The organism is Shewanella sp. SW24, assembly GCF_025653395.1.
GTDB classification, from domain to species: Bacteria; Pseudomonadota; Gammaproteobacteria; order Enterobacterales; family Shewanellaceae; genus Shewanella; species Shewanella oncorhynchi.
Map to the genome: position 1 here is coordinate 1 of NZ_JAKKSH010000048.1, position 18,125 is coordinate 18,125.

At 44.4% G+C, this 18,125-nt stretch carries 19 protein-coding genes and 1 pseudogene; 12 read left to right on the top strand and 8 right to left on the bottom strand.

The annotated features are described in order from the left end of the window. The 3 genes from L5M17_RS22260 to L5M17_RS22270 all read left to right on the top strand — a co-directional run. Nucleotides 1-1,231: hypothetical protein (locus L5M17_RS22260; protein ID WP_263149213.1), on the top strand; the 1,231-nt coding region annotated here is incomplete at its 5' end. A gap of 62 nt (nucleotides 1,232-1,293) precedes the next feature. Then, nucleotides 1,294-1,626, top strand: coding sequence for a hypothetical protein (locus L5M17_RS22265; RefSeq protein ID WP_088213178.1), 333 nt, complete (start codon nucleotides 1,294-1,296; stop codon nucleotides 1,624-1,626). Between the two features lie 45 nt (nucleotides 1,627-1,671). After that, entirely contained in the window at nucleotides 1,672-1,995 is a 324-nt protein-coding gene (locus tag L5M17_RS22270; protein ID WP_088213179.1) for a hypothetical protein, read from the top strand. Between the two features lie 343 nt (nucleotides 1,996-2,338). Here the strand turns inward: L5M17_RS22270 and L5M17_RS22275 are convergent, their stop codons facing one another. Both L5M17_RS22275 and L5M17_RS22280 read right to left on the bottom strand, forming a co-directional pair. Further along, nucleotides 2,339-2,950 carry a hypothetical protein gene (locus L5M17_RS22275; RefSeq protein ID WP_218737387.1) on the bottom strand — a complete coding sequence of 204 codons (612 nt, stop codon included), beginning with the start codon at nucleotides 2,948-2,950 and terminating at the stop codon, nucleotides 2,339-2,341. A gap of 243 nt (nucleotides 2,951-3,193) precedes the next feature. Further along, the gene (locus L5M17_RS22280) at nucleotides 3,194-3,973 is read right to left on the bottom strand and encodes a hypothetical protein (protein WP_088213021.1); all 780 of its coding nucleotides are present in this window, start codon (nucleotides 3,971-3,973) and stop codon (nucleotides 3,194-3,196) included. A 733-nt stretch (nucleotides 3,974-4,706) separates the two neighbouring features. Here L5M17_RS22280 and L5M17_RS22285 point away from each other — a divergent pair. From L5M17_RS22285 to L5M17_RS22305, 5 genes are all read left to right on the top strand, one after another. Next, complete coding sequence (locus L5M17_RS22285; protein ID WP_263149217.1) at nucleotides 4,707-6,443, top strand: DUF4942 domain-containing protein; 1,737 nt, start codon at nucleotides 4,707-4,709, stop codon at nucleotides 6,441-6,443. 471 nt (nucleotides 6,444-6,914) lie between these two features. Next, a complete protein-coding gene (locus tag L5M17_RS22290; protein ID WP_259560945.1) occupies nucleotides 6,915-7,322 on the top strand; it encodes a DUF6884 domain-containing protein in 408 nt (135 codons plus the stop codon). Nucleotides 7,323-7,825: 503 nt separating this feature from the next. Further along, on the top strand, nucleotides 7,826-8,503 hold the full coding sequence (locus L5M17_RS22295) for a hypothetical protein (protein WP_263149219.1): 678 nt from the start codon (nucleotides 7,826-7,828) through the stop codon (nucleotides 8,501-8,503). Between the two features lie 76 nt (nucleotides 8,504-8,579). Beyond that, a complete protein-coding gene (locus L5M17_RS22300) occupies nucleotides 8,580-9,164 on the top strand; it encodes a hypothetical protein (RefSeq protein ID WP_263149223.1) in 585 nt (194 codons plus the stop codon). Next, entirely contained in the window at nucleotides 9,142-10,257 is a 1,116-nt protein-coding gene (locus L5M17_RS22305; protein WP_041420505.1) for a tyrosine-type recombinase/integrase, read from the top strand. The genes L5M17_RS22300 and L5M17_RS22305 overlap by 23 nt, the downstream gene beginning before the upstream one ends. Before the next feature lie 132 nt (nucleotides 10,258-10,389). On the opposite strand, the gene L5M17_RS22310 is transcribed toward L5M17_RS22305, so the two are convergent. The 4 genes from L5M17_RS22310 to L5M17_RS22325 all read right to left on the bottom strand — a co-directional run bounded on the left by L5M17_RS22310 (nucleotide 10,390) and on the right by L5M17_RS22325 (nucleotide 13,119). Beyond that, nucleotides 10,390-10,644 (bottom strand): hypothetical protein, encoded by a 255-nt coding sequence (locus L5M17_RS22310; RefSeq protein WP_259560950.1) that lies wholly within the window; start codon nucleotides 10,642-10,644, stop codon nucleotides 10,390-10,392. Between the two features lie 465 nt (nucleotides 10,645-11,109). Continuing rightward, a complete protein-coding gene (locus L5M17_RS22315) occupies nucleotides 11,110-11,520 on the bottom strand; it encodes a hypothetical protein (RefSeq protein ID WP_263149226.1) in 411 nt (136 codons plus the stop codon). A gap of 29 nt (nucleotides 11,521-11,549) precedes the next feature. Then, nucleotides 11,550-12,152 (bottom strand): DUF2913 family protein, encoded by a 603-nt coding sequence (locus L5M17_RS22320; RefSeq protein WP_263149229.1) that lies wholly within the window; start codon nucleotides 12,150-12,152, stop codon nucleotides 11,550-11,552. 91 nt (nucleotides 12,153-12,243) lie between these two features. After that, nucleotides 12,244-13,119 carry a DNA replication terminus site-binding protein gene (locus L5M17_RS22325; protein WP_263149230.1) on the bottom strand — a complete coding sequence of 292 codons (876 nt, stop codon included), beginning with the start codon at nucleotides 13,117-13,119 and terminating at the stop codon, nucleotides 12,244-12,246. A gap of 363 nt (nucleotides 13,120-13,482) precedes the next feature. Between L5M17_RS22325 and L5M17_RS22330 the strand changes: the two genes are divergently transcribed. The 4 genes from L5M17_RS22330 (at nucleotide 13,483) to L5M17_RS22345 (ending at nucleotide 17,116) form a co-directional block, all read left to right on the top strand. After that, entirely contained in the window at nucleotides 13,483-14,631 is a 1,149-nt protein-coding gene (locus L5M17_RS22330; protein ID WP_263149232.1) for a GIY-YIG nuclease family protein, read from the top strand. 179 nt (nucleotides 14,632-14,810) lie between these two features. After that, nucleotides 14,811-15,014: a hypothetical protein gene (locus L5M17_RS22335; protein WP_037426029.1), complete on the top strand. Its 204-nt coding sequence runs from the start codon at nucleotides 14,811-14,813 to the stop codon at nucleotides 15,012-15,014. 16 nt (nucleotides 15,015-15,030) lie between these two features. Beyond that, nucleotides 15,031-15,687: a hypothetical protein gene (locus L5M17_RS22340; protein WP_263149234.1), complete on the top strand. Its 657-nt coding sequence runs from the start codon at nucleotides 15,031-15,033 to the stop codon at nucleotides 15,685-15,687. Between the two features lie 82 nt (nucleotides 15,688-15,769). Further along, nucleotides 15,770-17,116: a hypothetical protein gene (locus tag L5M17_RS22345; RefSeq protein WP_263149235.1), complete on the top strand. Its 1,347-nt coding sequence runs from the start codon at nucleotides 15,770-15,772 to the stop codon at nucleotides 17,114-17,116. 523 nt (nucleotides 17,117-17,639) lie between these two features. Here the strand turns inward: L5M17_RS22345 and L5M17_RS23155 are convergent. Both L5M17_RS23155 and L5M17_RS22350 read right to left on the bottom strand, forming a co-directional pair. Continuing rightward, the gene (locus tag L5M17_RS23155) at nucleotides 17,640-17,897 is read right to left on the bottom strand and encodes a DNA cytosine methyltransferase (protein ID WP_411568949.1); all 258 of its coding nucleotides are present in this window, start codon (nucleotides 17,895-17,897) and stop codon (nucleotides 17,640-17,642) included. Continuing rightward, nucleotides 17,894-18,125: pseudogene (locus L5M17_RS22350) on the bottom strand (IS4 family transposase); the annotation flags it as partial. The gene L5M17_RS23155 and the pseudogene L5M17_RS22350, both read right to left, overlap by 4 nt.

The following is an 18,125-nucleotide window of genomic DNA, read 5'->3' on the forward strand; positions in this document are numbered from 1 at the left end:
CAATTCTAGGATGGTGTTTTACAAACCAAAATTGGACTGCAGATTACATGAGGCACACCAACAGACTTCTTCTTTGTTAGTGCCTAACTTCTCTGGCTTTACTCAGCAGGCTATCGCGACCCACGAAGACCTGTCATTTGACCCAGCTGCCACGGTAGAAAACATTCAGCTATCCGAATTGTCGCTTGAGAAATGGTATGCCATTGATGGCCCAAGACGCGCCTTGCAGCTTCACAGGGACTTTATGGCCTATTTTTGGCGGAACCGCCACAGCTACGGCTACAAAGCAATTGATGTGCGGCGCTACTGTGGCACCCATGTGGCTGAAACCTTGTTAGCTGAAGGCGTGATCACCATTAAAACGAGCTATTGGGGCCAGCTGCAAGCCATTTTAAAGCGCACACAGATATTTCAGCAGCTCGGAATGTTCAGCTTTCAGTCTATGCCTTACATCGATGTTGCGAACCATCCCCGCGCCATCGATATGACCCAGCATCGCAGGGATAAGACAGAAATCCTTAATATCATTAGAGCGGAGCGAAATGCCCAGCGCCACGGGGTTAAAACCGCCCTAACCAACGATGACACAGTAGAGCGCCTAGGACTTAATATCGAGCGCGTTATTCAGGAAGCAGGTTGGGCAGTAAGGGAAATGATAGATGGTCTTAATAGCCATTTACTCCATATAAGATTTGATACCTCAGACGTAGGGGTAACCCAGAAAGCTGGAGTGTCTAAATTGTGGCTGGCACTGATGTTCGGCGGCGTGACCCAGATTGATGATTTACTGAAACAGCTGCTATCGCCTGCTCAGCTAGTTCAACTCAAAGAGCATCCGAGCGACTACCTCAATGTCAGCAGACTCATGGCCAAGTCGTTGAATTTGATTGTCGCTGAAATTAACCGAGCAACCCATGATTGGAGCGACGCTATATCAACGCTCAAACAGCAATTATGTAAAGGCTTAACGCGGGAAGAGTACAAGGTCGCCGTCGGCTCCCTGGTGCCAGCCGACGTGTACGACCAATCCATTTTGGAGTGGTGGAAGCCAAACCCTGACAACTTCAAATTGTTGCTGGGAAAAGCGTTAGAAACAATGGAAGAGAACTTGAGCTTTATTGAGTCACTTAACCAATCGTTACAACGAGTACTGCGCCTAGCAATGCCGCAGGCAGCTAACAAGATGACTCTGGGGGCACGCTTGGCGGCATTGAAGCAGAAGGCAGCGTAAGGCAAAATTTGCGTGATTTGGACTTGGTGAGATCCTGTATTTAATTAAACAGGAGCCTTGCCATGCCCAGATTCGATTTTAAAGACCCTCTCAATCCACGTTTGGCGGAAAAGCCGCAAGTATGGCAAACGCCCTTTATCCGGCTAGCGAACCGCATCCCTCCAAGTTACCGCATCCACTTTGTAGGCGTGACTGTAGATCACCGCTTAGGCTACACCGGAAGGCGCCAATTTCACTCGCTGGCTCAGGCTCTCACTTGGGCCGAATCAATGTATGGCGATTCGTGGTCGAATAAACGCTTTACTCAGGCGTTGGATTTAGACGCGCTATTGGACTGCACCAGTCGCCCAATACCCGATAAAATTAAAAATATCCTCAAAGCCCTATTCAATTAATTCAGGGACTTGCTATGCTGGATTAACAACAGCTTAGGGGGTGAAATGGTAGAAAAGACGTTAGGCACTCTGTCTATTTTGATGATTGTTCTAGCAGTTTATGCAATGGCGGATCTAAATTGGTCGGCAATGGCGTACCCATTAGCGATATTGGGTATGATTTACACTTTCAAAAACTCCATTAAAGGTAAAGAAAATCACCCCAAGGTTAAAAACGGTTTAGCCTTAATACTGCTAGGGATGGTTTTGCCGATAGCTTTCCTTTTGATAACGCATGAATTGGCGCCTTTCGGTCTCATAATAACGATGATAATGATAATTGTCGGGGCGATTAATATTATTAAGGCTATTACTGAGACTTCTGATTAAAGCTAACCAACTAACCGTTTAAATACAGCAATCAATAACAGGGATATTAGATAAACTCTTTGTTTAAGGGGCTGCTTGCCCCTTAACGTCAATTATTCATATCAGGCATTAAAATAGTGAACAAAATCACCTGCCAATTCCTCTGTCGGTGTGTCAATTGCAATTCAGATACTCGTACTAATATCCAGTTTAATATGCACTTGTTTGTAAGCGCCTAACGAAATTATGAATGTCTCGTATGGGACATATACACGTTGCTTAGCTTCCATTTGCTTTGTTGCAAACCAATCTATGAACAACGAATGACGCAAGTAACCAATTTACTTTGATACATATTTTTTCCCTAACAATCACTTGAAGGCGTATAGGCTAGCGTACCGCTTAACGTTATCTTATCCTGCCAATAACTTTCTTTGCAGTCACGGATCATTGCGTTAGTTCCATTCATTCCAGCAATGTAACGCAACTTAAGGGCAGTATTAAAATCAACAAGAACTCCCGATAGATGTTTGCATGATTTATCGAAAAATTGCTTTTCATATATTTCCAATTCTGGCGGTAGTAACTCAATCGGCAACCCTAATGAGGTTTTTCCATTATTGCCTCTATCGGGGTTAATTGTTGTATCTTCAAACTTAACAGCATATTTCACCATCTCACTCGGCTCAAAATAAATATCCAATTTATTCAGATCAAACGGTGGATGCTGGTTTTGGTAATCCTCATATTTCGACAACTCCCCCCACTCAGAAATACTATCCAATTTATTCAGAACAAGCTTTGGCTTACGTGTTTTGTTAACCACAAAGCGGATAAAGAATCCCAGACCCACTGCTAACGAAAGCTGAATGAGTGTTTCAAAACTTAATGTAGGTAGCTCACCTAGCCCTATGATCAGCATCGTGATAAGAGCACCTAGCAACATCAAAAGTGTATCTTCTATAAATTTTTTCATAATTTTTCTCGTACTCAGCTTCGTATGATAATTTTCAACCAATTTTGCAGTTGGTTAAATTGCACTATTGACGCTTCAAACAAATGCAAACCCTAAACGTTTACAATTCTCTATGAATGTTGTCCAGAAAAGTCAAGATCCTCCTTATTTGGGACTAGAAATTTAAATCGGTCATCAAAATCATCCCCATCTCCATTAATATACATTGCTGTCATACTTTGCCAAGGTGATACGAATTTCGACTCAAACCCAATCTATCTCTAAATAATGTGGTAAGCATAAATTATCAATATCAACACCTAATTCACGGAAAAGATTTTGGAACGGTTCTACTCCGATACTATTTGTGCTGAAATTCGAAAAATCTTTGAACGCATAATTTTCAAATCGCTCTAACAACTCTATATCTCGAATACGTTTTTCGCGTGAGTGTAATACCCACTCAACCATTAAATCGAAATGTTCTTCATTATATAGAGCAGCAATATCAGACCATCTTATCGCTGATATTCTCCCAGACTCAATAAGATCACTAAGTAGGCAGCAAATCATGTAAATTCTATTTTTTGCTTTGTTATTATAGGCTTGGTCGCTTGCTAGATAAATGAAAAGATATGATAAACCGTCACATAAGTCATATTTATTTCGAAAGCGTAAATACTCAACATGTTCTACGCCTTTCAATAGTGAAATAAGCGTAGGGCGCCATTCTAAATCATTTGTATACCAAGGCTTCGACATTTGTTCTATGGCGTATAACATGCTAGAAGTTAAATTTGGAATATGCTGTGATATAACTTTGAATGCTCTTTGATTGTTATAATTCCAATCATTTTCAACCAGCATTCTAGCTCTAAAATCGTTCTGACCAAGCAAATAATTTAGGGTGTTATTATTATCAAACCCAAGAATTTGTGCGTAAATATCAGCAGCAACTCTGCCGCTAACAATTTTTTCTCCGACAGTATAATTAATTGCTTGAGAAAGAAATTTTCTGCGTACTTTTAATATATTTTGATGCATGAATACATACTCCATAATAATTGGATTTAACTGACGCGCCACTCACGTCAGTCAATGCATGTATGCATGATTAGACGTTATTTAACACTACAGCTTTTGTCCGCGTGGCATGGAAATGGTTGCTGAATCCCAGTGCTAAGATGCCAAAATAAATAGTTACGGTCAATAGTTCTTGACGATGTTCCTTATAATTAAGCATTTTTCTGTTCCGTCACTGATTTATTACTTTTTTATTAGATTCGTCTTTTCAATACAGCTAAAAGACAATAAGCGCTCTCTGTTTCATGATGTGGGATCTGAAGCTCAGCAATCGATTCCAGTACACCCGCGGAGTCAATGCTTGCCCCTGCCCGTCTGTTTTTACTCGCGTCCGATAATTACAGTTATCGGACACGAGTACCCACCAGCCGAAAACCATATTAGTGTGATGTCATTATACTAAACAATACTGAAGGGTTTGCGTGGCGTTGGTGCCATGATGCATTAGTGTGGTGTCACTATATTAAACTGGGTGGGATGGATGATTTTGCGCTCGCTTTGCCGAGTATAACCCCATTTGACTCGGACCTTGTATGTTTGTCAGGCGTTAACCGTGATTTTTCATGATTGATTAGTGCGTGGGACACACTAAACCATAAATATTTAGTATGGTGACACTATATTAATGTCAAAATTTGCGTGATTTTTAAAGCGTGAGATAGTTTGAACATCGAAACTTAAGAGGGTGTTCCAAATGTCTCATTCCGTCATGTTAGCCGAACAAGGTGAGTTAAACTTTTCAACCGCACAACGTGTAAGGCACTTGAAGGCGGAAGAGCAGGATTTTGAGTGGTATCCTTCGTCTGAGCATATCATTGATGTAGTTCGACGCGACTTGGTTGAGTCTAAGTTCTTAGAGTCTTACAACAGAGAGTCATCCTTGCTTGATATTGGCGCCGGAGATGGCCGAGTTTTAAGCGCCCTTAACATGCCACTTGAAGATCGTCGCGGCGAAATGAGCCCACCATTTTACAACCTGTACGCCATTGAAAAGAGCCTAGTCCATTGCAGCCAGCTCGATAAAAAAGTGCTGGTTATTGGCACTGACTTTAATCAACAAACCCTTGTTGATAAGCCAGTTGGCGTCATTTTCTGTAACCCTCCTTATTCTGCCTTTGAGCAATGGGCAACCCGCGTCATCACTGAGGCTAATGCCGAGGTGTGCTATCTGGTATTGCCACAGCGTTGGTCTGGCAGTCGAGATATTGAAAACGCGATTAAAGTACGTGAAGCCGAAGCTGAGGTCATTGGCACATTCGATTTCCAAAATGATTGTGATCGCGAAACCCGTCATTCAGTGCCGGTTGACATTATTCGGGTGAATTTAGGGTATAAAAACCATCGTCAATGCAAGGTAGACCCCTTCAAAGCGTTCTTTGACGCTAACTTTGACCTAGATTTGGCTGAAAGTGATTATTCTGCAAAATTCAGAGGGCCATCCGATTCTACTCAACAAAAGCTCAATGAATTGGTGCCAGGTGGTGACATGGTTAAGGCTATGCAATCGCTTTACGATCACCAGATGGCCAAGCTAATGGGTACTTATTCCGCACTCGCTGAAATTGACCCTGATTTACTGAGAGAACTGGAAGTATCTAAATCTTCGGTTCTGGAAAGTCTCAAGCTCAAAATCAAGAGCCTCAAGAGTCTGTTTTGGAAGGAATTATTCTCTAAATTTGATGCGCTGACTTCTCGCCTGACATCATCTAATCGCAAAGCGTTACTAGAGCTATTGGAGCGTCATGTAAGCGTCGATTTCACTGCCGAAAACGCCTATGCGATAGCTCAATGGGCAATAAAACATGCTGATGCTCTTCAAGATGATCAGTTCAAGGATTTCTACCTATCTATGTGCCAAGCGGCAAACGTGGTGAATTATGTTTCGAACCAACGCACCTTCAAATACGACGGCTGGCGATATCGTGAGCTGGTCAAGAATGGTCACATCTCCCATTTCAAATTGGACTACCGCTGTGTAATGGAAAATGTAGGCGGCATCGTTAATGGTTACGACTATAACAGCTATTACAACCAATGCGGTCTGTCTTGTCGTGCAATCGAATTTATCACTGATTTGGTCACCATCGCTGGTAATCTTGGTTTCGATACACGCGGCACACCAAAGGCTTATGAGTTCAAATGGGCCAGCAACAAAGCCCACGATTTTAGATACATACAATCTAACGGCTCTAGCGAGGTACTGTTCTCAGTTCGTGCGTACCTTAACGGTAACCTACATATTAAGATGAACCCTAAGTTGGCGCTAAAGTTAAATGTAGTGGCTGGTAAGTTGTTTAGCTGGGTTCGTAGCGCAGACGAAGCGGCGGATGAAATGGAGGTTCCAGCATCTCAGGTCGTGGAAGTTACTGAAATGTTTGGCCATTCGTTATCGTTAACGCATAACTATCAAAACCTTTTGATGGCGGCTTAATCCCTCCTATTCAGACGGCGCAAAGTACAATTTTTGCGCCGTTTTGCATTTGTGAGATCCTTTACTCAGATAAGAAATTCAGTTGTTAGAGGTGACTATGTTTGCTGCATATTTGGTTATAGGTGTGTTTGGGTTCGTCGCGGGCCTAATTGTTTTGCTCAACAAAGGTAACCCATTACCTGCGGCAATTCCTCGTGCAGCACCGCTTAATATCATCCCAAGTACGATCCCATGTGTGGCTAATCAATACCAATATGGATGTGATGATTAGGCTGGTTTTAATCGTAGAACGGGCGCTTACCATGATTATCTTATCAATCCAGCTACAGGGTTGCTTACGCTGAACGGCGCTTTGGATGTGGCAGGTAATCCTTTAGGAGCTGACTTGACTCATTCAGGCATCGATAGCGGTCACGACTTTGATCATGACTTTGGTATGAATCATTTGGGGAGTGATTTTTAATAGAATTATTGTGGACTACTCAAGCGGTTGCAGGCCAATTCTATGCGTTACAGCAAGAGCTGGTTTCGTTGAAGCCGACGCTAATTTTGCTCTGTAGTGAGAAGAAGCTGCCCCACCACGCCCTCGCCTTTGATTTTTACCAAGGCACGGGGTATCTGAGTATCGTGAAGCAATGGTCACAAGTAGAGTTATCGCAGGTTTTTAACCTATTTTTCCTTAGCGCCAAGCATGGGTTAATCCACGCATCGGAGCTGATTGAGCCCTACGAACAGGTAATGACTGATGAACGGGTATCGACGTTAGGCGCTAACAAAGTTCTGGTTAGCAAAGCCCAGCGCCATATCCAATCCATGAACTACGATGCCCTCTATACCTCATGCTACCAAAACGGTATCAAAAGGCCTTTTCTGAGTTAGCTGATCAAGCAACTGGCAGATTTAGCCAAATCGTCCCAGCTACAGGCGGGATATTAAGTCAGCGTGGCCAGTTAAAGAGGCTTCTCGTAAATGAAATTGATTTAGCTAGGCAGCGCTCAAGATTGCTCCAAACGGTTGTGAGGACGTTTACCGATTCTCCCCCAATGCAAGAACTGCATCATGTCGTTAGCGTTGGGGGTTGGGTGCGCCCTTGACTTGCTGGTGCGTGTCAGGATGCCACATTTGCCGAGCCATGCGAGATTGCGTTTATAGAGTGCTCACCCTCCGGCTGCGTCGCTTTCTGGGATACAAACGGCAAGCAATGGAGCAGGTATAGCATTAGCGCGGGGATTAAACGGTTTGGCCTTAGCGGTGAAGCAATGCCCGTTACGGCATGATTGAAGCAAGTTTGTAATATTAAAATCCTGTAGAATTTACTCAAAATTTGCCAGAAATTGAACCTATGCAATGATGATCTTACATTAATAACTGAGAGAAATAAGATGCAAATTAGCCCAAGTATTTACCTTGACCAAGCGACCAGTTTGTTAGCTCCCCTGCCGTTCCTAGAGGACAACGGCGACGCGGATAGCTACTATCAGGAATACAGCTTTTACGTCGATACGCCTAACCCGCTGGTTAAACTGGAACTCGCAGTCATGGTCAATGCCGAGGTGCTGACCGATAGCGACCATGCCCCCATCGTGTTCACCTACGGCATTAACCTTGGTCAAGGTAACGGTATTGAGGATGGTGCCAATTTTTATGTCGAGGACATCGAGGCAATCAAGTCCGGCGACTTCGAACCAATTGACTCGGTTGAATTAGCTCTTCTTCAAGGGGCCATCCCTATGCTGGATAAGATTGTTAGTGCCTTGCAAAGCAATCCACTGGTCTGGAAGGTGGTGAGCCTACAGCTATCAAAAATCGTCTCTGGCATCATCACCCGCCCATCAAGCCCGAATGAACCAGATTTTTTGACAGGGGCACTTGTTGAATGTGATCTCCAAATTCAGGACTTAGATGGCACACAAATAACTATAGTACCTGCGCCGCAAGGAGGATGGACTCATGACAGCCTTGAAGCGCTGGACTGTGATGCATTGGCAGGTGGTCAAGCATGGAATGCGTATCTACTTTACGGTGTATTACCTCAATGGGTAGGCAGCTCAGAAATCTAACTAAACTTGTTTGATTTAGTTAGTGCGTGTCTCTATACTAAAAACATAATTATTAGTGTAGAGACGCCATACTAAAATGAATGACACTACCTCCCCACTCAAATCTGACTCATTAGGCCCAGCTTGGACGTATCACGCCCTCCCCTCTGACGTCAGTTCGCGACCCAAGGGACGCACATTAAGACTGTTAGCGGCAAGTGAAGCTGCAAGCCCACAAGTACGTGATTTACTCTCGCGCATGATCGGTAACACTTACAACCAGATAGAGAAAACCGAGTGGTTTACTTCGCAGTTCTTAAATGGCACTCCGACCCTCACTGTGACATTCCGTCAGTTAATGCGAGAAACCGAACCCACCAAATCCAAGCCGTTACCACAGGAAACCGCGCTGCATTCATTGAATGTCTGTCTTAATTCCATTTTCTCGGATTCAGGTTGGAAGCTGGTACGTCGGCGCATCTCTCAAATCGAGCGGGTTCAAAAGACGACTCGACCTGTGATCAGCAAGACCCAATACGACAAGCTAGTTCTTTTCAAGGATACGATTGGCGCCAAATCCGTGGATGCTGCGATTGATGAATTACTGAGTTTTTACAAGGACGAACACCCCGCTTTTTCAGCAGACAGGGAGGCATTAGGTGAGCTTATTAACCACGAATAATCACAGCGTTGCACTGTCCTACGGCGAACCTCCGTCAACGCTTAACGATTCGTTAAAAGACAGCTATCAGCGCTCTACTGACGAGCTACAGGCGCTATTGTCAAAGCCTCTGGCTCACTTAACCGATGCAGACAAGCTCCGCATTCGGGAGATTACTCAGGCAAAACTCAAGCACTTTCTTGAGAATGGCCACCGTACCCGCAGGGCTAATACATGGCGAGCACTAATGAGCCGGTGGGCTAAGTTTGAAAGTTGGTGTCTTACAAATAACCTTACCCCGTTGCCTGCGACCCCCGAGGTAGTGGCCACATTTATTGAGTACCACCAGGCGTCGTCATACACTACCTTATCTCAATATGCTTGGGCGATTAACAGTTTCCATGTGGAGTGTGGTTTGCTGTCCCCTGTGAGCAGTAAGACCGTGCAAGACAAGCAGAATGAAATCAGAATAGTAAAGCTCGAGTCAGGCGGCTTAGCGCAAGAGCAGGCAACGCCTTTTAGACTTCATCACCTGCAGATGCTCATAGAATCGTATGGCGAAAGTGAGAGGTTATTAGACAAGCGCAATTTGGCGTTGCTGAACATCGCCTATGAATCGTTGCTTCGTGAATCCGAGCTGCTTCGGATCAAAGTGGGCCATCTCAAGTCCACCTTTGAAGGCGATTATGTGTTGTCAGTGCCTTACACCAAAACCAATGACTCGGGTGAAGAAGAGGTTGTGAACATTACGCCGCTAGGCTTCAAATTGATTCAGCGGTACATCCAAGGTGCTGGGCTGACTAAGGAAGACTACTTGTTTCAGCCGATTGGCCGGAGCAATAAAGTCTCGGTTCAAGCCAAGCCGATGAACACCCGTACAGTGGACCGAGTATTTCTGTGGGCATTCGAGAGCTTAGCAATCGACCTTCATTCTGCTTGGTCTGGGCATAGTGCCAGGATTGGCGCCGCACAGGACTTACTTGCCGCAGGCTATTCGATAGCCCAAATCCAAGAGAACGGCCGTTGGAAAAGCCCAATGATGGTATTGCGGTACGGCAAAGACATTAAGGCAAAGGAAAGTGCGATGGCCAAGATGTTGGCAGAAAGACGGTAGTCTGATTCTACCTGCATTTCTATATGAACCTGACAATTATTGACTTAATATCAGTAAGTTAAACAATTTAAAACAGGGAAGTGAACTGTGAAGAAAGCGATTATTATCTCACTACTTGCATTGAGCCCAACTTTAAACGCTAAAGAAATTCATCAAAGTAGTTATGGGGAAAGTATGGTGGCCATTTAACAGGTTTCCCCAGGAAACCGAAGGAATCATCCCTTGTTCGTGTCCAACAATAAGGTCGTATGGCACCGTTTCATAGGTAATGTGGCCCTTATCGATAACCCAGCCTCTTGCCAATGCTAATTCAGTTAGGTTTACTAAAACCGCATCGCTGAGAGGGGCGGGTTGAAGAGCATTAAGCTCTCTGAGATTTATCTTCAATTTTCATTTCCTTGCAGGTATTGCCAGCGATTAAAGTGGTTCAGGAAGGAAAGCACCAATGCTTCCGCGGCTTTTACGTCTGTAAATACCTGACATTTCTATAGGTTTTCCATATTCTACGGGTGTTTGGTTCATCATAAGGCTTAACATCCCAGTATTTCGGAGTCTCAACGTTGAGCTCTGCGGGTATGAGTCAGCCAATTTTATTCGCGATAATCATTGGCTTAGTCCATGCAATTTTTTGGTCAGCATCAACTGTAGAATTTCCAAGTCATTCAGCGCATCAACAACATCACGCTTCGACAGGTTCCCCCACTGTTCCCTAACCCATTTCGACGTAGAGGGGTCGTTCAGGACTCGTTGATTAAACAGCTCGCTCGCGTTAAGGGCTCTGTTTGGCAGGATAAAAGGATTCATAGAGTTACGTCCAATGCAGTACACGGATGGACAATATCACTCGCTATATTAATTGTGAATGTCTTCCGGCATTGCTTTGTTGAGGATATACAAGAAAATCGCAGCCGAAGTGCAGGTGATAACTACGGTTCCAATGCCATAAATAAATAACGAAATTAACGTGCTACCAAGAAACACGTTCTGAATAACCATCGCCGGAAATGTATTGGTATTATCCATTTTAGTAGTGACCAGTAATGTGGCCAGCGCCAGAAATGCAGGGGTGTTAAACTCAACAAGCCCTGTATCACTTAGCCTATACAACCCAGCCGCCATCAAAGCGATAGCGGCACCAGACCGAAGTAGAGGTATTGCGTGATTATGTCGATAAGGGAATATCATCCACAACGCCCAAAAGAAGCCTAAGCCGGATAAGTTGCGTACAACATCATGTAAGGTGAGAGAGGGTAATTGAATCATACCGAGAGTTCCTTTCAGCTATTTGAGCACTATTGAGCATCCAACCAATGAGCGCTATCGATGATAAATAAGTTGGCAGTGTTGTTTGTTAACACCATACATTCAATCAATTGATAATCTGAGTTAAACACCTTCTTAAGTGCAATTAAATTGTCCTCTGAAGTGTAGCGATAGTTAATTATCATCGGAGCAATTTGTTGGCCGTCTTCATTAAAGCAATTTTCAATCTCTAAGCGATTAAAGCGGATCTCACAGACATTGTGGTCCACTGTTACTGGTTGCTCGCTGGTTCGGAATTGAATCGGCGTTTCGATAACCTCAATCGTAGTAACTAACCATTCAGCCAACGCCATCATCCTATCGTATTTCACGCTGGAGCTATTGATTACTGATAGCATTTGATTGATGCAGGCCTCCATATCCTGCCCTTTGCGACCAAGCTGGATAACACGCTTAATATGACTCTTGATTTCACGGTATGACTTGTCATCCACAAAAGGCTTTAACCTTTTTATCAGGATCTCATTGCGGCGTTGCATTGGCACAAATCGGTCTGACTCAGCACAAGTCATATACAAGTGCATCTGCGATGTGTGAAAGACGGATTTAAGCTGCTCTTCGTAACTGTTCATTCATAAGCCTTCAAATTACATTGCTTTACGCACTGTATTACGTCATGGGAATTACGCAAAAATTGACCTAATTACTCTCCGTTTGCGGTCTTTAATTCCTTGCTTCATAGCTGGAGCCATTAAAGGAGCCCAGTGGCGTAGCTGCTTGCTTATCGGCACGAGTACCGCGCTTAACTGAAGCGTCAAACGTAGTGAGTGGCTTGATCTCTAACGGCTCACTTTGCAATACAATAAGCGGCATCGTAGCGGTAACCGTTTTCACCTTCCCGTTAATCATGAGATTGGCCACGGGCTGCGGCTGAATATCCCGACGCGCCCGAATCATCGCTTCGGGGGTGTTCAAGATGTTCTGCTTTAACAGCAATAGCTGACTTGGGCATTCATCGCCAAGGCGCTTAATATCCGCGTTCAGTTGCTGTAGCAATTTGTCTTTATCGACCTTCGACACCACATCCTTGCATAACCAGCTGAGCCGCGCCGAGGTCATGGGTTCGTCAAAGCATCGGATTTGGCGATAGAGATGTAACGCCATGACACCAGGGCAAACCTCTCGTAGTTTCTCAAATCTGTCTGCACGGGCGCTGTACTTGGTGGTGATTTCCTTCTCGATGGCCGCTTTAGCCAAGTTAATCCGGGCAATGACATCCATAACTTTGTGAGTGACTAACGGCGATGTGGAGTACCAAAGCACCCCAGGCGTTCTACGAGCTGAGCGCTGCGAGTAATCAGGATGAATGTGTAAATCACCGTAAGCGAGTTTGGCTTTCGTTACTGCTGCAAGACCCAGTGTTTCGCGTACCGAAATCACCGTCACCGGCTCGCGCACTTTCTCAGCCGATTTTATGACGGGCGGTACAGGTGTCACGCTGGCACGGATAGGGGTATTCGAATCAAGCAGGTGATTGAGCTCCCGCAATGAGGATTGGATCACTTCATAGCTATCCGATATGATACACAAAGCTATCACCTTAAAGTATTTTTGTTGTTGTCTTACTGTAACCTTATTTAGACCATCATGCAATGATGTGGGCTAACAAAGATAGGTGTACACCCCTACCTCTTGAGTATCTGGATAGATAATTAATAGTGCTCAATAAAGTGGCGATGGCCATATTTGAGAAAGTGGAAGAGAAATTTAGATAATCTTAGTGACGACAAGATTATGGCAGATTTTGCAAATAATCGACTTTAGCCATTGAATTGAGATTAGAATACCCTAGCCGCCCTGATGACCTGATGACCTGATGACCTGACCGGTTGATATAACTTACGTTCTTCCCCATACTTATTTGAGCTACATTTATTCGACATTTAACAGGGTCAATTAAGTATGACTTCCAATGCCTTTTTAACACTCGGAAAAGCCACAGACGGAGAGTTAATCGCTATCGATGTGGTAAATAGTGGTAAAACCGACCTCTCCTGCCCCTTTTGTGCCGTGCCGTTGATCGCCGCAAAGGGGCTAGTCAATATTCATCACTTTCGACATGACGGCGAAACCTGCCATGAGTCACTGCAACAGCTGCCACAAATACCAGGCTGGGATCACTTTCACCTTTGCGCGCCTGATTTCCTTGTTAATGTCTTACAGAATTACGCCGAAGCCCATCCTGGGGAAGTATTTTGGTATGAACCTAAGCATGTTCGTGATCTGTTAAAGCACAATCTTATTGAGACCGACAGTTACACGGGTAAATATCGACTGACCGATGCCGCGTTAATCATCACCGGCCAACTATCGCTGAGTAAATTCAGCAACTGGTTTCGCCGCCAACTCACAGCCCGGATACATAGAAAATCGCAGTTAGTGGCTAACAACGAACTACATCGAGCACACTTTGAGATTGAGGCTTGGCGCCAACAGCAGCTGATGATGGCTACCACCTATTTATTTGAGTTAACCCTAGACAGTGGTGAAGTCATTTATAAGGTGGGCCGGACACGTCGTGAAGTGAACGTAAGGTTAGCTGAAGTCATGTCAGAGATGAAAGCCCACTTTAACCAGGACATCTCCACCAAAGTATTGCGGTTAATCCCTTACGGCGGTTATCTGGAGCAGTATGTATTGTATCGATACCGGCTATCAAAGAGAGAGATAGGAAAACATCAAGAATATCTGAGCCTCGATGCGTCAGCATTGAAGCAGCTTAAGGCCGCATTCACACGCGTAGCCAATGACTTAGCCCCCTTCGATAAGGACGAGCGCTTTATTGCCACAGGGCGTTGGCGTTACGAACCCAAGCGATTAGATGCTGTGCGTAAAGGGATTCGCCAGACGATTCAAAGCGGCAGCAGTTTTGGGCGCCCCAAGGGAACCATCAAAGTCGGTGGCGAGGAATGGCGCAAGCAGTATCAATATGTGATTGATCTGTTGGAGGCAGGCAATCTCACTCAAGAGAAAATCGCCAGATTAACACTCAATAGCACCTCGACGGTGAAGCGAGTTAAACAAGTTATATCCAAGGAAACGCCAGAATAAGCGCGTCAGAGTTTAACGGAATTATCAGGTGTACTCCGTGCTCTTGCTTATTCCTTCCCCCTAGTTTGCATGATGGTCTAAATTGAATTATTTTGGCATCGGTTATATTGGGAATTATCATTTGGTGTTAATGTCTTCCCCAGAATTACATTTGGAAATCTTTTGCTCGGGACTAAACAATGTTACGTGAGATGTTCAACTTCAATAGTGCTAGTGACACAGTGAAAACCTATGTATTGCGCTTACGCCGTGCCAAGCAAATGGAAACACTGGAGGTGATGGTTGAGCGCTTGGAGGCAGATGCCAAAAACGCCGATGAGCGCGCCGACATCGCCCATGCATACAGCATTAGGGAGATGGAGATCTCTAACAGTATTGACTAAGCTTAAGTAACAACTTATGGCAAATGAAGGCTGGTTAGCCGTAATTAGTTTAGGGGTAACTTTAACGTTATTATCGCTATTGCGCGACAGGGTATTTTCCCACATTGGGCGTGGTTTGTTGTTTCGTCTTTATGCGGCCCCGGGTGTATTTGTCCATGAACTCAGTCATGCTCTTACTGCAATTCTGTTTCGGTTTACCATTACCAAAATATCCTTTTTCTCACCACAGCCTGACGGCACACTTGGCTTTGTGCAGTACCAGTACCGACCATCATTAATTAGCCCTGTGTTACGTTTATTCGTCGGAATAGCCCCGCTTTTCGGCGGATGTGCTGTTGTGTGCATACTTAATTGGTTATTCCAGGCGCCAGCCACCATTGACTGGTCTGCACTTTATAATTTCGCCGTTGATGAACCGTTGCGGTTTGGAATCTGGATGTATTTCACTTCTTCAGTCGTGGCTAATGCCGTTCCAAGCAAGTTTGATTTGAATAACAGCTATATTGCTCTGTACTGTCTGTGTTTTGTGATTGGAGCCCTGCCGCTCAGTTACACCCCTCTTTTGAATTTGCTCAGCTCTATCATGGCACTGTGCTTATTGGTAGTGTTACTCTTTGTAGTAGTGTTATCTGGGGTATATTTCTGGCGACAACTTTCAAACATTAACATTTAAGCACGTTGATAATCATTATCTATGATCAGCTATTTCCGGATCGCGCGTAGAGTGAAACCAATTCAATCAGGAGTTTTATTCGATGCAAAAAGAACCGCGTATTCATCATCTCTATGTAGCAACGGCGAAATACCTTTTTGCTCATCCCAAGCACGGTATCGTTAAACTCCTTGACCCAATGACGGTCAGTGACGCCAAGCGTTACCAACTAAGCCCTATTTTACTTTACGGTCTCACAGTCGCAGGCCTACCCATTCGCTGGATGACATTTGCACCAATTGACGCGCCAATTGCAATTAAAGGATTTTTGGCCAATGCTTGGGAGCACGCCAAAGGGTTAAGGGGCTTGCCTGATATTGTGCGCGTAAACAAGTATCTACATGAAGCTTGCCCGTTACTTGCCGAAGCACTGCAACCACTTGGCGTAGAACTGCAAGTTACTGCGCCTAATGATAGATCACACCCAGGCTCACTAAGGTCTGCGCAAGAAAGTGCGCAATATATCTCCATGACAGCGAGTTCGGCTCCGCCCCAACCGCAAGAAACACCTTTTGATACCTTATCTCGTTATGCGAAAGATGATCATCTACTAAATGTCCTAATCGCGCCAAGCTATCACAGCGGTAAAGAGGCATTTAAAATTATGCAATGGCTACAGCAACCAATTCATCCCTTGAGCGCACCACTCAATGACACCGAACTCGATTGGCAAACTGGAGATTGGTTGTCGTCGTGGGAAAAGTCGCTACCAGAATCCGGGCCTCGCTATTTCAAGAGAGATTCAATTGACAACTTCATGTGGTTAATGAGCGGCACGAACGCTGACTATATCGAACTGAGCGATGATGACGAATATGAACACAGCGATAACACTGCAGAACTGATAAAAATGCTTCTCGCAAATTGGCCAGGCAAGATGGTTGATATTGCCAAGCTATGCAGCATTACTCTAAAAGAACTTAATTGGTATCTCGGAAGCGCTGCAACATTGCCACCAGCCTCCTTATTTCAGCTAAAGCGAATCCTTGGCATTGGGATAGAGCTTGAATACCTACTTCAAACAATCAATGGACCTTACGTCTTGATGGCCAACAAACCAAAAGCGCTCGAAGATTTCTACAACGAATATACAAACGGTGGTAATGCAAGCGCTTTCGAAATTATCCCTGACAATGCACATGCCGACCCAAGTTACCGTTATATGTTGATTTGCCCTTACAGCAAACTGCCTAGCTTACTGATGGTGCCGCGGGGTTCATCAATTGCAGACCGTATTCCAGATCTATTGTTTAACTACGAAGGCGTTAGGCGTGTTGGCGCAAAACTTTATCGAGAAGCAGTGAGTACCTGTGCGGCAGTTGCAGTAAACCCTACGAACAACATTGCTATCATGTCAGAATTCACTTCGAGATATTCCTTCGAAGAGTAATACTGAACTAACATCTAATTCTATTGCCGGCCACTTGAAAATATCAATTCTGAAGCAGGCTTAAACGCAAAGAAGAAAGCTACACTGCCTAAGGCAAACCCAACAATTGAGCCCAACAACGCATTTTCGCATCCTATTAAGTCGTGGAAGGTAAACCCGCACAGGATTGAAGCCACGATATAAAGACCTAAAAATACTGCCTTGTACATGAACACCTCAAAAGATTTATCTGAATTATTTCGCGTTGAACTATGTTCGTTTACCGATGTTGAGTGTTGCCATAATTAAACTTGCAAATACAAACCATAGTGCCGCTTGGTGTTGGTCAAATACTGTTGACAAGATTATCGCCACTCCTAGTAATAGGATGTTTAAGATCATAACTTTTATACTTTTCATAGGTGATCCTTACTACAAGCATTTAAATTTGGTGGAATGATACCACAGCACTTTAGTCGCTCTATTTCCAGTAGATTTTCAATGAAAACTCAAAATCTATCTGTTACTTTATCTGCCCAGCTAATTACGCAGCTTTTAAAACAGCGCTTATAACTTCTTTTGCCATGACCGGCGGAACAGCGTTGCCAATCATCATTTTTGTTGCCGTAGCAGATGCCGGCCACTGATAACATTCATCAAAGGTTTGTGCTGCTGCTAGCTCTCTAAGACTCAATGGCCGAATTAAATCGCCAATGACAAGACTATGCTTGTTGATCGTGGTAATAGTGCCTATGGGGTTGTCAATCGAACGTCCAGACCTAGCGCTGAAGGATCCCCTCATAAATCAGCCATAGCATAGCCATATTTGAGCAACTGATTGGCGAATAATACCCAGGCCGCCAGCAATTCTTTCTCCGTGATTTGATAATCAGGCCGCCTGAGTACCTCCAATCCCAAGCGAATCGTTGAGAGTACCGTTCGATGCCCAATGGTATTGGCCTGAAAATGCTTATCCCAGCCCTGTTGCTGTGCGTGTAAACCAACTAGCCACAACAGGCATTGAACCATC

What these genes read in the sequence shown, in the direction of transcription:
- L5M17_RS22335 (WP_037426029.1), top strand. Translation starts at nt 14,811, where the DNA reads ATGTTACGTGAGATGTTCAACTTCAATAGTGCTAGTGACACAGTGAAA.
- L5M17_RS22270 (WP_088213179.1), top strand. Translation starts at nt 1,672, where the DNA reads ATGGTAGAAAAGACGTTAGGCACTCTGTCTATTTTGATGATTGTTCTA.
- L5M17_RS22295 (WP_263149219.1), top strand. Translation starts at nt 7,826, where the DNA reads ATGCAAATTAGCCCAAGTATTTACCTTGACCAAGCGACCAGTTTGTTA.
- L5M17_RS22340 (WP_263149234.1), top strand. Translation starts at nt 15,031, where the DNA reads ATGGCAAATGAAGGCTGGTTAGCCGTAATTAGTTTAGGGGTAACTTTA.
- L5M17_RS22265 (WP_088213178.1), top strand. Translation starts at nt 1,294, where the DNA reads ATGCCCAGATTCGATTTTAAAGACCCTCTCAATCCACGTTTGGCGGAA.
- L5M17_RS23155 (WP_411568949.1), bottom strand. Translation starts at nt 17,897, where the DNA reads ATGAGGGGATCCTTCAGCGCTAGGTCTGGACGTTCGATTGACAACCCC.
- L5M17_RS22275 (WP_218737387.1), bottom strand. Translation starts at nt 2,950, where the DNA reads ATGAAAAAATTTATAGAAGATACACTTTTGATGTTGCTAGGTGCTCTT.
- L5M17_RS22280 (WP_088213021.1), bottom strand. Translation starts at nt 3,973, where the DNA reads ATGCATCAAAATATATTAAAAGTACGCAGAAAATTTCTTTCTCAAGCA.
- L5M17_RS22285 (WP_263149217.1), top strand. Translation starts at nt 4,707, where the DNA reads ATGTCTCATTCCGTCATGTTAGCCGAACAAGGTGAGTTAAACTTTTCA.
- L5M17_RS22320 (WP_263149229.1), bottom strand. Translation starts at nt 12,152, where the DNA reads ATGAACAGTTACGAAGAGCAGCTTAAATCCGTCTTTCACACATCGCAG.
- L5M17_RS22315 (WP_263149226.1), bottom strand. Translation starts at nt 11,520, where the DNA reads ATGATTCAATTACCCTCTCTCACCTTACATGATGTTGTACGCAACTTA.
- L5M17_RS22330 (WP_263149232.1), top strand. Translation starts at nt 13,483, where the DNA reads ATGACTTCCAATGCCTTTTTAACACTCGGAAAAGCCACAGACGGAGAG.
- L5M17_RS22300 (WP_263149223.1), top strand. Translation starts at nt 8,580, where the DNA reads ATGAATGACACTACCTCCCCACTCAAATCTGACTCATTAGGCCCAGCT.
- L5M17_RS22345 (WP_263149235.1), top strand. Translation starts at nt 15,770, where the DNA reads ATGCAAAAAGAACCGCGTATTCATCATCTCTATGTAGCAACGGCGAAA.